This window comes from Streptomyces manipurensis, from assembly GCF_049570255.1.
GTDB classification, from domain to species: domain Bacteria; phylum Actinomycetota; class Actinomycetes; order Streptomycetales; family Streptomycetaceae; genus Streptomyces; species Streptomyces manipurensis.
In genome coordinates this window covers 1,870,000-1,882,603 of the sequence record NZ_CP186950.1, presented here as the reverse complement: position 1 = coordinate 1,882,603, position 12,604 = coordinate 1,870,000, and the positions used below count along the sequence as shown (strand labels likewise).

Annotated in this window: 11 protein-coding genes; 5 read left to right on the top strand and 6 right to left on the bottom strand. The window is 71.7% G+C overall.

Going from position 1 to position 12,604, the window contains the following annotated elements:
• Positions 1-2: 2 nt before the first annotated feature.
• Both tal and tkt read right to left on the bottom strand, forming a co-directional pair.
• Positions 3-1,121, bottom strand: coding sequence for a transaldolase (gene tal / locus ACPU2J_RS08675; protein ID WP_365074135.1), 1,119 nt, complete (start codon positions 1,119-1,121; stop codon positions 3-5).
• 34 nt (positions 1,122-1,155) lie between these two features.
• Positions 1,156-3,243 carry a transketolase gene (gene tkt, locus ACPU2J_RS08670; protein ID WP_365074132.1) on the bottom strand — a complete coding sequence of 696 codons (2,088 nt, stop codon included), beginning with the start codon at positions 3,241-3,243 and terminating at the stop codon, positions 1,156-1,158.
• A 324-nt stretch (positions 3,244-3,567) separates the two neighbouring features.
• On the opposite strand from tkt, the gene ACPU2J_RS08665 reads away from it, so the two are divergent.
• From ACPU2J_RS08665 to ACPU2J_RS08655, 3 genes are all read left to right on the top strand, one after another.
• Positions 3,568-4,515 (top strand): heme o synthase, encoded by a 948-nt coding sequence (locus tag ACPU2J_RS08665; RefSeq protein ID WP_420082472.1) that lies wholly within the window; start codon positions 3,568-3,570, stop codon positions 4,513-4,515.
• Between the two features lie 24 nt (positions 4,516-4,539).
• Positions 4,540-4,899, top strand: coding sequence for a hypothetical protein (locus ACPU2J_RS08660; RefSeq protein ID WP_361591843.1), 360 nt, complete (start codon positions 4,540-4,542; stop codon positions 4,897-4,899).
• Positions 4,900-5,028: 129 nt separating this feature from the next.
• On the top strand, positions 5,029-6,135 hold the full coding sequence (locus tag ACPU2J_RS08655) for an amidohydrolase (RefSeq protein ID WP_420081162.1): 1,107 nt from the start codon (positions 5,029-5,031) through the stop codon (positions 6,133-6,135).
• Between the two features lie 10 nt (positions 6,136-6,145).
• On the opposite strand, the gene ACPU2J_RS08650 is transcribed toward ACPU2J_RS08655, so the two are convergent.
• The 4 genes from ACPU2J_RS08650 to ACPU2J_RS08635 all read right to left on the bottom strand — a co-directional run bounded on the left by ACPU2J_RS08650 (position 6,146) and on the right by ACPU2J_RS08635 (position 10,032).
• Positions 6,146-7,135, bottom strand: coding sequence for a COX15/CtaA family protein (locus tag ACPU2J_RS08650; RefSeq protein WP_420081163.1), 990 nt, complete (start codon positions 7,133-7,135; stop codon positions 6,146-6,148).
• 4 nt (positions 7,136-7,139) lie between these two features.
• A complete protein-coding gene (locus tag ACPU2J_RS08645) occupies positions 7,140-8,273 on the bottom strand; it encodes a hypothetical protein (RefSeq protein WP_420081164.1) in 1,134 nt (377 codons plus the stop codon).
• Between the two features lie 68 nt (positions 8,274-8,341).
• Positions 8,342-9,109: an ABC transporter permease gene (locus ACPU2J_RS08640; RefSeq protein ID WP_420081165.1), complete on the bottom strand. Its 768-nt coding sequence runs from the start codon at positions 9,107-9,109 to the stop codon at positions 8,342-8,344.
• Positions 9,106-10,032: an ABC transporter ATP-binding protein gene (locus ACPU2J_RS08635; protein WP_420081166.1), complete on the bottom strand. Its 927-nt coding sequence runs from the start codon at positions 10,030-10,032 to the stop codon at positions 9,106-9,108. Before ACPU2J_RS08635 ends, ACPU2J_RS08640 begins: the two co-directional genes overlap by 4 nt.
• Positions 10,033-10,409: 377 nt before the next feature.
• Here ACPU2J_RS08635 and ACPU2J_RS08630 point away from each other — a divergent pair, with 377 nt between their 5' ends.
• Entirely contained in the window at positions 10,410-11,147 is a 738-nt protein-coding gene (locus tag ACPU2J_RS08630) for a helix-turn-helix transcriptional regulator (RefSeq protein WP_365494082.1), read from the top strand.
• Entirely contained in the window at positions 11,144-12,559 is a 1,416-nt protein-coding gene (gene sufB / locus ACPU2J_RS08625) for a Fe-S cluster assembly protein SufB (protein WP_361591831.1), read from the top strand. The genes ACPU2J_RS08630 and sufB overlap by 4 nt, the downstream gene beginning before the upstream one ends.
• The last annotated feature ends 45 nt before the right edge of the window (positions 12,560-12,604 follow it).

Here is a 12,604-nt window from a genome sequence, read left to right as displayed (position 1 = left end):
GGTCAGGCCTCCGTGGGGGCGAGGCGCTGCAGCTCCGCCTCGGTCGACTTCAGCAGGTCGTTCCAGGACGCCTCGAACTTCTCGACGCCCTCGTCTTCCAGCAGCTGAACCACATCGTCGTACGAGATGCCCAGCTTCGCGACCGCGTCGAGCTCGGCGCGGGCCTGCTCGTAGGTGCCGCGCACGGTGTCACCCGTGATCCGGCCGTGGTCCGCGGTGGCCTCCAGGGTGGCCTCCGGCATGGTGTTCACCGTGTTCGGGGCGACCAGGTCGTCCACGTACAGGGTGTCCTTGTACGCCGGGTCCTTGACGCCCGTCGAGGCCCACAGCGCGCGCTGCTTGTTGGCTCCGGCGCGCTCCAGGGCGGTCCAGCGGTCCGAGGAGAAGACCTCCTCGTAGGCCTCGTAGGCCAGACGGGCGTTGGCGAGCGCCGCCTTGCCCTTGAGGGCCTTCGCCTCGTCGGTGCCGACGGCGTCCAGGCGCTTGTCGATCTCGCTGTCCACGCGGGACACGAAGAAGGACGCGACCGAGTGGATCAGGGAGAGGTCCAGGCCTGCGGCCTTGGCCTTCTCCAGGCCCGCCAGGTAGGCGTCCATGACCTCGCGGTAGCGCTCCAGCGAGAAGATCAGCGTGACGTTGACGCTGATGCCCTTGCCGATGACCTCGGTGATCGCCGGCAGGCCGGCCTTCGTCGCCGGGATCTTGATGAGCGTGTTCGGCCGGTCCACCAGCCACGCGAGCTGCTTGGCCTCGGCGATCGTCGCCGCGGTGTTGTGGGCCAGACGGGGGTCGACCTCGATCGAGACGCGGCCGTCCTGGCCGTCGGTGCGGTCGTAGACGGGGCGCAGGATGTCGGCGGCGTCCCTGACGTCCGCCGTCGTGATCATGCGCAGCGCCTCGTCCACGGTGACCTTGCGGGTCGCGAGGTCGGTGAGCTGCTGCTCGTAGCCCTCGCCGCCGCTGATCGCCTTCTGGAAGATCGCCGGGTTGGTGGTGACACCGACCACGTGCGACTGGTCGATGAGCTCGGCCAGGTTGCCGGACGTGATGCGCTTGCGGGACAGGTCGTCCAGCCAGATCGCCACGCCTTCGTCGGAGAGGCGCTTGAGTGCGTCTGTCATGGGAATTGCATCTCCTACTGGTGTAGTACGGGCGTCAGCGCGCGGCGGCGGCGAGGGAGTCGCGGGCGGCGGCGGCGACGGCCTCCGGCGTGAACCCGAACTCGCGGAACAGCACCTTCGCGTCGGCCGAGGCACCGAAGTGCTCCAGCGACACGATCCGGCCCGCGTCACCGACGTAGCGGTGCCAGGTCAGGCCGATGCCCGCCTCGACCGCGACCCGGGCCTTGACGGAGGGCGGCAGGACGCTGTCCTTGTACGCCTGGTCCTGCTCCTCGAACCACTCGACGGACGGCATCGAGACCACGCGGGTCGGGATGCCGGCGGCCTGGAGCTGCTCGCGCGCCTCGACGGCCACGTGCACCTCGGAACCGGTGCCGATGAGGACGACCTGGGCGTCGCCGCCCTCCGCCTCGAAGCGCACGTAGCCGCCCTTGACGGTGTTCTCGTCGGCCTCGTACGTCGGCACGCCCTGACGGGTGAGGGCCAGACCGTGCGGGGTGCCCTTGCCGAACACCTTGGTGTGACGCTTGAGGATCTCGCGCCAGGCGATCGCGGTCTCGTTCGCGTCGGCCGGGCGGACGATCGTCAGGCCCGGGATGGCGCGCAGCGAGGCCAGGTGCTCGACCGGCTGGTGGGTCGGGCCGTCCTCGCCGAGGCCGATGGAGTCGTGCGTCCACACGTAGGTCACCGGCAGGTGCATCAGGGCGGACAGGCGCACGGCGTTGCGCATGTAGTCGGAGAACACCAGGAAGGTGCCGCCGTAGATGCGGGTGTGGCCGTGCAGGGCGATGCCGTTCATGGCCGCGGCCATGGCGTGCTCGCGGATGCCGAAGTGGATGGTGCGGCCGTACGGGTCGGCCTCCGGCAGCGGGTTGCCCACCGGCAGGAACGAGGAATCCTTGTCGATGGTGGTGTTGTTGGAGCCGGCGAGGTCGGCCGAGCCGCCCCACAGCTCCGGGATGACCGCGCCGAGCGCCTGGAGGACCTTGCCGGAGGCGGCGCGGGTCGCGACGGCCTTGCCGGCCTCGAAGGAGGGGAGTTCGTCCTCCCAGCCCGCGGGCAGCTCGTTGGCGTTGATGCGGTCGAAGGAGGCGGCGCGCTCCGGGTTGGCGGTGCGCCAGGCGGAGAAGTCCTTCTCCCAGGCGGCCTTGGCCTCGCGGCCCCGGTCCAGCGCCTTGCGGGTGTGGGCGATGACCTCGTCGGCGACCTCGAAGGTCTGCTCCGGGTCGAAGCCGAGCACGCGCTTGGTGGCCGCGACCTCGTCGTCGCCGAGCGCCGAGCCGTGGGCGGCCTCGGTGTTCTGGGCGTGCGGGGCGGGCCAGGCGATGATCGAGCGGGCCGCGATGAAGGACGGGCGGTCGGTGACGGCCTTGGCCGCCTGGAGCGCCGCGAACAGGGCCTTCGGGTCGAGGTCGCCGTTCTCCTGTTGCTCGACGCGCTGGACGTGCCAGCCGTAGGCCTCGTAGCGCTTCATGGTGTCCTCGGAGACGGCCGTCTCCGTGTCACCCTCGATGGAGATGTGGTTGTCGTCCCAGAGGAGGACGAGGTTGCCGAGCTTCTGGTGGCCGGCGAGGGCGGAGGCCTCGTGGGAGATGCCCTCCTGGAGGCAGCCGTCACCGGCGATCGCGTAGACCATGTGGTCGAACGGCGACGTGCCCGGGGCGGCCTCGGGGTCGAACAGACCGCGCTCGTAGCGGGCGGCCATGGCCATGCCCACCGCGTTGGCGACACCCTGGCCGAGGGGGCCGGTGGTGGTCTCGACGCCGGTCGTGTGGCCGTACTCGGGGTGGCCCGGGGTCTTCGAGCCCCAGGTGCGGAACGCCTTCAGGTCGTCCAGTTCGAGCCCGAACCCGCCCAGGTACAGCTGGGTGTACAGGGTGAGGGACGAGTGCCCCGCGGAGAGCACGAAACGGTCGCGGCCCACCCACTCGGGGTCCGCCGGGTCGTGCCGCATCACCTTCTGGAAGAGGGTGTACGCGGCGGGGGCCAGGCTCATCGCCGTACCGGGGTGGCCGTTTCCGACCTTCTGGACCGCGTCGGCGGCCAGGATGCGGGCGGTGTCGACGGCCCGCTGGTCCAGTTCGGTCCACTCGAGCTCTGTGGTGGTCGGCTTGGTGCTCACCGTGGGTCAGGGCTCCTCTCCACATGTTGTATCCCGGTGACGAACGGTGCACCGGCGATTCCGAGCCTACCCCCGCAACGGCGTGCAGCTATTCGAGTGCAGGCAGTCCGTCACCGTGCCGCCCGTCGCCGTTCACCCGCCCACGCGTGCGCGGGGGGCGCCGTCGCCCGTAGGTACGCACGGTCCGATCGGCCCAACACGAAGCGACCCCGGCGCAGGGCGGGGTGAGGGCAACGTCTAGAGTGGCGTGGTACGCGCAAGCCTTAGCCGGGCGCCGACCTTCTGGGCGGCCCGAGTCGGAGCTTGCTGGATTCTCTCTCAGGGGTGTGCGTGACGGCCGTCGAATCCCGTCCAGCGGGGGTGCTCGGGACGAGCCCCGGTCACCGGCCGTTCGGGACCCGCGTCATGGCTTTCGTGGCATTGACCAAGCCGCGGATCATCGAACTTCTGCTGATCACCACAGTGCCGGTGATGTTCCTGGCGGAGCAGGGCGTGCCGTCGCTGTGGCTGGTTCTGGCCACCTGCGTCGGCGGCTACCTGTCCGCGGGCGGCGCCAACGCCCTGAACATGTACATCGACCGCGACATCGACGCGCTGATGGACCGGACCGCGCAGCGCCCGCTGGTGACCGGCATGGTCAGCCCGCGGGAGTGCCTGGTCTTCGGCATCACCCTCGGTGTGGTGTCGACCCTGTTCTTCGGCCTGCTGATCAACTGGCTGTCGGCGGCGCTGTCGCTGGGCGCGCTCCTCTTCTACGTCGTGGTCTACACGATGCTGCTGAAGCGGCGCACGACCCAGAACATCGTCTGGGGCGGCATCGCGGGCTGCCTGCCGGTGCTCATCGGCTGGTCCGCGGTCCGCAACGAGGTCTCCTGGGCCGCCGTCATCCTCTTCCTCGTCATCTTCTTCTGGACGCCGCCGCACTACTGGCCGCTGTCGATGAAGGTGGCCGACGACTACGCGCGCGTCGGCGTGCCGATGCTCCCCGTCGTCGCGGGCAACAAGGTCGTGGCGCGGCAGATCGTCCTCTACAGCTGGGTGATGGTCGGCGTCTCGCTGCTGCTGACCCCGCTCGGCTACACCGGCTGGTTCTACACCTCGGTGGCGCTGCTGGCCGGCGGCTGGTGGCTGTGGGAGGCGCACGCGCTGCACGCGCGGGCCAAGGCGGGCGTGACGGGCGCGAAGCTCAAGGAGATGCGTCTGTTCCACTGGTCGATCACCTACGTGTCGCTGCTGTTCGTGGCGGTGGCCGTGGATCCCTTCCTCCGCTGATTACTCGCCGGTAGCATGGCTTCCATGGGAGACACCGCAGACACCGCCGCCGCCGCAGGCGCCGCGGACAAGAAGCAGGACCGCAAGGCGGCGAAGCTGGCCAAGCAGATCGGCGCGTTCGCCAAGGAGCACGGCGGCGCCGAGGGCCAGCTCGCCCACATCGGCCAGGCGGGCACCCGCATCGTGCTCGTCGGCACCGACGGCGGATGGGGCGACCTGGTGGCGCCGACCTACGCGGTGGCGGAGCTCGCCGCCCAGAAGGCCGGGCTGACCCTCCACGACGAGTTCGACGGCGAGTTCGCCCTGCGGGTGCGAACCGGTCCGTACGAGTGGACGCGGATGGCCGGCCTCCAGCTCGGCGGGCCCGCGAACCCGGCTGCCTGACCCTCCCGCCCCCGGACCCGTCCGGGGGCGGAGTGCGTCTCGGTCAACAGCCCGAGCAACACCTCACACCCCGCTCACCCGTTAGGACGTGTGGAAGCGCCTTCCCCACGTCCGCAACGGGATGCCCGGATGATCGAAACGCCGCCCCTGGTGGACCAGTACTGCCACGGATTCCTCCGTACGGAGCCGGGCCTGGGCACCTTCGAGACCCACCTGATCCGCTCGGCGGGCCCGCCCGCCGCGGGCACCACCTTCTTCGACACCCAGACCGGCTTCGCCGTCCGCCGCTGGTGCCCGCCGCTGCTGGGCCTGGAGCCGCACGCCGCCCCCGCCCGCTATCTGGCCCGGCGGCGCGAGCTCGGCCCCGCCGAATCGGCGCGCAGGCTGCTGAGGGGCTCCGGAGTGGCCGCCTACCTGGTCGACCCCGGGCCGGCGGCCGACGACCCCGACGGCGAGCGCACCGGCCCCAAGGAGCTGGCGCTCGCCGCCGACGCGGAGGCCTTCGAGACCGTCCGGCTGGAGCCCCTCGCCGAGCAGGTCGCGGACACCTCCGGCACGGTCGCCGCCTTCCTCGCCAACCTCGCCGAGGCCGTCCACCACGCCGCCGCCGGAGCCGCGGCCTTCACCTGCGCCACGGCCCTCGACCGCCCCGGCGGCCCGGCCTGCGCCCCGGGCCCGCCCGGTCCGGGCGAGGTGCGCGGGGCCGCCGGGCGGTGGCTGGCCGGGCGGCCCCGGGGCGGCGAGGTCCGTGACCCGGTCCTCCTGCGGCACCTGCTGTGGAGCGCGGTGGCGTCCGGGCTGCCGCTCCAGCTGCGCACGGGCGCGGCGGATCCCGTACCGCTGACCGGGTTCCTCCGGGCGACGGCGGGCCTGGGCACACGGCTGGTCCTGCTCGGGGGACACCCGTACCACCGGCAGGCGGCCGCCCTCGCGGAGGCGTTCCCCCACGTGTACGCCGACGCCGGCGCCGCCCTGGGGCGGAGCGGGGCGCGGGCCGCGGGCGTGCTGGCCGAGCTGCTGGAGCACGCGCCGTTCGGGAAGGTGATGTTCTCCAGCGGCGGCCGGCGGCTGCCGGAGCTGCACGCGGTCGGCGCGCTGGTGTTCCGGGACGCGCTCACCCGCGTGCTCGGCGGCTGGGTCGCCGAGGGGTCCTGGTCCTGGCGGGACGCGGAGCGGGTGGCCGCCATGGTCGCGGCCGGCAACGCTCGCCGCGTCTACCGCCTGGACGGGGACTGAGGGGGAGGGCTCAGACCGTCGAGAGCCGGGCGTCGTCCTCCGCCGGGGCCACGGCCTGCTCGGACGGCCGCTCGCGCAGGCTCAGCGCCAGCCGGAGCACGGCGATCCACACCAGGCAGGAGCCGAGCATGTGCGCGGCGACCAGGGCCTCGGGCACCTGGGTGGCGTACTGCACGTAGCCGATCGCGCCCTGGGCGAGCAGGACGACCAGCAGGTCCCGGGCGCGGGCCCGGGTGTCGGAGGGGGCGTCCACGACGCGCAGGACCAGCCACATCGCGACGGCGAGCGCGCACACCAGCCAGGCGGCCACGGCGTGGACGTGGGCGGTGGTGTCCCAGTCGAAGGGCATCCGCTTGATCTCGCTGCTGTCGCCGGCGTGCGGACCGGAGCCGGTCACGACGGTGCCCGCCGCGATCAGGACGAAGGTGGTGGCGAGCAGCGCCCAGGACAGCTTGCGCACCGGGCCGGGCACCCGCGGCTTCGGGGCGCCGTCGCCCTCGCGGATGCGCTGCCAGGTGAGCGTCGTCACGGTGATCAGCAGGGTGGCGAGCAGGAAGTGCCCGGCCACGCTGTAGGGGTTGAGCCCCGTCAGGACGGTGATGCCGCCGAGCACCGCGTTCGCCAGCACGATGAAGAACTGCACCCAGCCGAGCTTCGTCACGGAGCGCCGCCACGGCTCGGCCGAGCGGGCGGCGACGATGCCCCAGCCGACGGCCGCGCTGAGCACGTAGGTCAGCATGCGGTTGCCGAACTCGATGGCGCCGTGGAAGCCCTGCTCCTGCGTCACGAAGAGGCTGTCGTCGGTGCACTTGGGCCAGGTGTCGCAGCCGAGGCCGGATCCGGTCAGCCGAACCGCGCCGCCGGTGACGACGATGACCACGCTCATGACGAGCGCGGCGAGTGCGGCCCGCTGGACGGTCCGGGGTGACGGGGTCCAGCGGCTGGCGATGTGGGCGAGGGGGTTCAACACGTCCCATATCGTAGGCGACCCCTTGTGCAAACTTTCACGAGGGGGTGCCGGTCGCCGGGTCCGGCCCCGCCGCCCACCGGAAGGCGGCTCCCGCGGGGTCGCCCTCCTCGTGCCACCACACGTGGACGCGCCAGGGGGCGCCGTCTCCGGGGTGAGCGGGCGAGCCGGTGAACCCCCGTATCAATTCGTCCGCTACGTCTGCAGCCGTCCGGTTCCTCACTTCTGTGGTGCTGTGCCAGGGATGCGGCAGCGCGTTCCACAGGCCGTCGGGGCCGCGCACGTCGAAGCGCCACACGGCGAGCCACGGCGTCACCTCCAGCATCGTCCGCACCTGCTCCCCGCCGAGGCGCAGCCGGGCGGAGATCTCCGGCTCCTCCACCGACCGGATACGGGCGGCCACCACCGCCTGCGGCAGCAGCCGTTCGGGCAGCAGCCCCCGCGCGCGCAGGCCGACCAGGGCGTCGAAGCCCAGGAAGCGCAGGCGCAGTTCGAGCTGGCGACCGAGGTGGTCCAGGGCCTCCTCGGCCTCCTCGGCGCCCCGCTCCGCGGGCCCGGACAGCAGCAGCCGCCGGAAGTCGGCCTCGGCGTCGACGGCCCACGCCACGGCGTCCTCGGTGGCACCCAGCTCGGCCAGGCGGTCCCCGAGGAAGACCTTCGCCTGGGCGAGCCCGCGCCGGTTGACCGGATCGCCCTGGTCCAGCCCGGTCCACACCTCCACCGCGGTCCGGGTCAGGTCGCGGGCGCGCTCACCGGCGGCGCGCTCCATGGCGCTCGGGCCCTCGCCGGCCCCCGGCCCCAGTGGATGCCTCGGCAGCCGGTCGCCGTCGCTCAGCGGCCAGGCGAGCCACACCCCGTGGTTGATCAGCCCCCGGGCGTACCAGCGGGCGAACTCGGGGGAGTGCCGGGCCGCGCGTTCGGAACTGTGCAGGCCCTCCTCGATCGTGGCGAGGGCGCCCGCCCGGTCCCCCGCGGCGAACCGCAGGGCGGCCCGGTCGGCCAGGCGCAGGCCGAGGAGCGCGGTGCACTCCGGGTCGTCGGGGAGGGCGCGCAGGGCGCCGATCAGTTCGTCGAGCAGCTGCTGGTGCTCCGCCGGCTCCGTGGGCCCGTCCCCCGCCCGTACCCGCGCCCACCGGTCGTCCAGCCGTAGAACGGCCTCCCGCTGCACCATGTCCGCCCCCCGGCTTCATGTGTGGAGGCGCCCATCCTCGCGGCTGCGCCGCCGCGAGGGAAAGGGTTTCATTCCCAGCGGAAGAGCCGCGCCGCCGCGCCCAGACCGAGTACGGACCAGGCCGCGAGGACGGCGGCGTCGCCCCAGGGCAGCGCGGCCCCGTGCTGGAGCACCTCGCGCAGACCGCCGGAGAGGGCCGAGATGGGCAGCAGACCCAGCACCGACTGCACGGCGTCCGGGAACTTCTCCATCGGCACGATCACCCCGCCGCCGACCAGCAGCAGGAGGAAGACCAGGTTCGCGGCCGCCAGGGTCGCCTCGGCCTTGAGCGTGCCGGCCATCAGCAGCCCGAGGCCCGAGAACGCCGCGGTGCCCAGCAGCAGCAGCGCCGCCACGGCGAGCGGGTTGCCGTGCGGCGACCAGCCCAGCGCCAGCGCGATCACCGTGAGCAGGGCGACCTGGAGCACCTCGGTGACCAGGACGGACAGGGTCTTGGCCGTCATCAGGGCCCAGCGGGGCAGCGGCGAGGCGCCCAGCCGCTTGAGGATGCCGTAGCGGCGGTCGAAGCCGGTGGCGATGGCCTGGCCGGTGAAGGCGGTGGACATCACCGCGAGCGCGAGGATCCCCGGGGCCAGGAAGTCCACGGACGCGCCCGCGCCGGTGTCGATGACGTCGACGGCCGAGAACAGCACCAGCAGCAGCGACGGGATGATCACGGTGAGCAGCAGCTGCTCCCCGTTGCGCAGCAGCATCCGGGTCTCCAGCGCCGTCTGGGCGAGGATCATGCGGGACACGGGCGCGGCCCCCGGGGCGGGGGTGAACGTGCCGGCGCTCATGAGCGCAGCTCCTTGCCTGTGAGCTCGAGGAAGACGTCTTCGAGGGTGTGCCGGGCCACCGAGAGGCTGTCCGGCAGCACGCCGTTCTGGGCGCACCAGGAGGCGACGGTGGCCAGCATCTGCGGGTCGACGTCGCCGGTGACCCGGTAGACGCCCGCGGTGACCTCGGCGGCCCGGGTGCCGTCGGGCAGGGCCTTCAGCAGCGAGGCCAGGTCCAGGGCGGGGCGGCCGGTGAAGCGCAGGGTGTTCTCGGCGCCGCCCCGGCACAGCTGCCCGGGGCTGCCGTGGGCGACGACCCGGCCGGCGTCCACGATGGCCACCTCGTCCGCGAGCTGCTCGGCCTCGTCCATGTGGTGGGTGGTGAGCACGACGGTGACCCCGTCGGTGCGCAGTTCCCGTACGAGGTCCCAGGTCGCGCGGCGGGCCTGCGGGTCCAGACCGGCGGTGGGCTCGTCGAGGAAGACCAGCTCGGGGCGGCCCACGACCGCCATGGCCAGGGACAGGCGCTGCTGCTGGCCGCCGGACAGTCGGCGGTAGGGGGTGCGGCCGCAGCTGCCGAGGCCGAGGCGCTCGACCAGGAGGTCCGGGTCGACCGGGTGGGCGTACAGCGTGGCCATGTGGCGCAGCATCTCGACGGCGCGCGCTCCGGAGTGGACCCCGCCGGACTGCAGCATCACCCCGATCCGCGGGCGCAGGGCCGCGGCCTGGGCGACCGGGTCGAGGCCGAGGACGCGGACGATGCCGTCGTCGGGGCGGTGGTAGCCCTCGCAGGTCTCCACCGTGGTCGTCTTGCCCGCGCCGTTGGGACCGAGGACCGCGGTGACGGAGCCCCTGCGGACGGTGAGGTCCAGGCCGTCCACCGCTGTCTTGGTGCCGTACCGCTTCACCAGTCCGCGGATCTCCACGGCGGGGTCGTTGCTCATGGGGGGTGAGTCTACGGAGCGTGCGCGGGGGTCCCCGGTTCCGGGTCCGGTCGCCCGGGGTATTCGAACGCCACGTCGCGAATGCGGTTCTTTTCCTTGCGGCGGGCCCCGGACGGCTCAGTGGGTTTGCGTGATCCTTTCCGGGTGGTTCCGTTTCCGCGGGCGGGCTCGGCGGCGGGTGAAGGAATGCTGGTGGGAGGCTGTTCGGCCGAGGTCCGGAGGGTTCGGGGGCATTGCGGAATTAACTCTTCCGAATAACTCTCCGTCGATAGATAAGGTAACCCTTAGTGATGGAGACCACCGGTAGTGGCGTCCGTCACGGCTTGTCCGGGCTCGGTTAATTACGCAACAATGGCGTTGTGAAAAACGGCGAACGGATGATCGAGACCCCCCAGGGGGAGCTCGCCACCGGGGAGCGGTCAACCCGCAACCGCGTGGCGCGCTCGATCCTGGACCACGGTCCGTCCACCGTCGCCGACCTCGCCCGGCGTCTCGGCCTCACCCAGGCCGCCGTCCGCCGCCACCTCGACACGCTCGTCGCCGACGACGTGGTCGAACCCCGTGAGCAGCGTGTGTACGGCGCACGCACCCGGGGCCGGCCCGCCAAGGTCTTCGCGCTCACCGACTGCGGCCGCGACGCCTTCGACCAGTCCTACGACACGCTCGCCGCGGACGCCCTGCGCTGGATCGCGCAGTCGGCCGGCGGCGGCGAGCGGGGCGAGGCGGCGGTCGCCGCGTTCGCCAGGGCACGCATGGAGACGCAGGCGCGCGCCTACCGGGAGGCCGTCGAGGCGGCCGCACCCGCGGACCGCGCAGGGGCCCTGGCCAAGGCGTTGACCGCGGACGGGTACGCTGCTACGGCGAAGAGCGCTCCCGGTCCGCACAGCGGTGAACAGCTCTGCCAGCACCACTGCCCGGTCGCCCACGTGGCCGAGCAGTTCCCGCAGCTCTGCGAGGCGGAGACCGAAGTCTTCTCACGCCTGCTCGGGACGCACGTGCAGCGCCTCGCCACGATCGCCCACGGCGACGGAGTGTGCACGACGTTCATTCCGCGAGGCGCGAGCACCACACAGACCGACACATCAGCAAGTACGGCCGGGAGGAACCCCGCATGACCACGGAGACTGCTCACCCTGAGCTCGAGGGTCTGGGCAACTACGAGTACGGCTGGGCCGACTCCGACGCGGCCGGCGCCGCCGCCAAGCGGGGTCTGTCCGAGGACGTCGTCCGCGACATCTCGGCGAAGAAGTCCGAGCCCGAGTGGATGCTGAACCTCCGCCTCAAGGGCCTGAGGCTCTTCGACAAGAAGCCCATGCCGATGTGGGGTTCCGACCTTTCCGGCATCGACTTCAACAACATCAAGTACTTCGTGCGTTCCACCGAGAAGCAGGCCGCTTCCTGGGAGGACCTGCCCGAGGACATCAAGAACACGTACGACAAGCTCGGCATCCCGGAGGCGGAGAAGCAGCGCCTCGTCGCCGGTGTCGCCGCCCAGTACGAGTCCGAGGTCGTCTACCACCAGATCCGCGAGGACCTGGAGGAGCAGGGCGTCATCTTCCTCGACACGGACACCGCGCTCAAGGAGCACCCGGAGCTCTTCCAGGAGTACTTCGGCACGGTCATCCCGGTCGGCGACAACAAGTTCGCCTCGCTGAACACCGCGGTGTGGTCCGGCGGCTCCTTCATCTACGTCCCCAAGGGTGTCCACGTGGACATCCCGCTCCAGGCCTACTTCCGCATCAACACGGAGAACATGGGCCAGTTCGAGCGGACGCTGATCATCGTCGACGAGGACGCCTACGTCCACTACGTCGAGGGCTGCACCGCCCCGATCTACTCCTCGGACTCGCTGCACAGCGCCGTGGTCGAGATCATCGTGAAGAAGGGCGGCCGCTGCCGCTACACGACGATCCAGAACTGGTCGAACAACGTCTACAACCTGGTCACCAAGCGCGCCGTGGCGTACGAGGGCGCGACCATGGAGTGGATCGACGGCAACATCGGTTCCAAGGTCACGATGAAGTACCCGGCCGTGTACCTGATGGGCGAGCACGCCAAGGGCGAGACCCTGTCCATCGCCTTCGCCGGCGAGGGCCAGCACCAGGACGCCGGCTCCAAGATGGTCCACATGGCGCCGAACACCTCCTCGAACATCGTCTCCAAGTCGGTGGCCCGGGGCGGCGGCCGCACCTCCTACCGCGGACTCGTCGAGATCGGCGAGGGCGCGGCCGGATCGAAGTCCAACGTGCTCTGCGACGCACTGCTCGTCGACACGATCTCCCGCTCGGACACGTACCCGTACGTGGACGTCCGCGAGGACGACGTCACGATGGGCCACGAGGCGACCGTCTCCAAGGTCTCCGACGACCAGCTCTTCTACCTGATGCAGCGCGGCCTCACCGAGTTCGAGGCCATGGCCATGATCGTGCGCGGCTTCGTCGAGCCGATCGCGAAGGAGCTGCCCATGGAGTACGCGCTGGAGCTCAACCGGCTGATCGAGCTGCAGATGGAGGGCTCGGTCGGCTGACCGGCCGCACGCCCCCGTACCGCAGTACAGCGACGATTCTGTAGA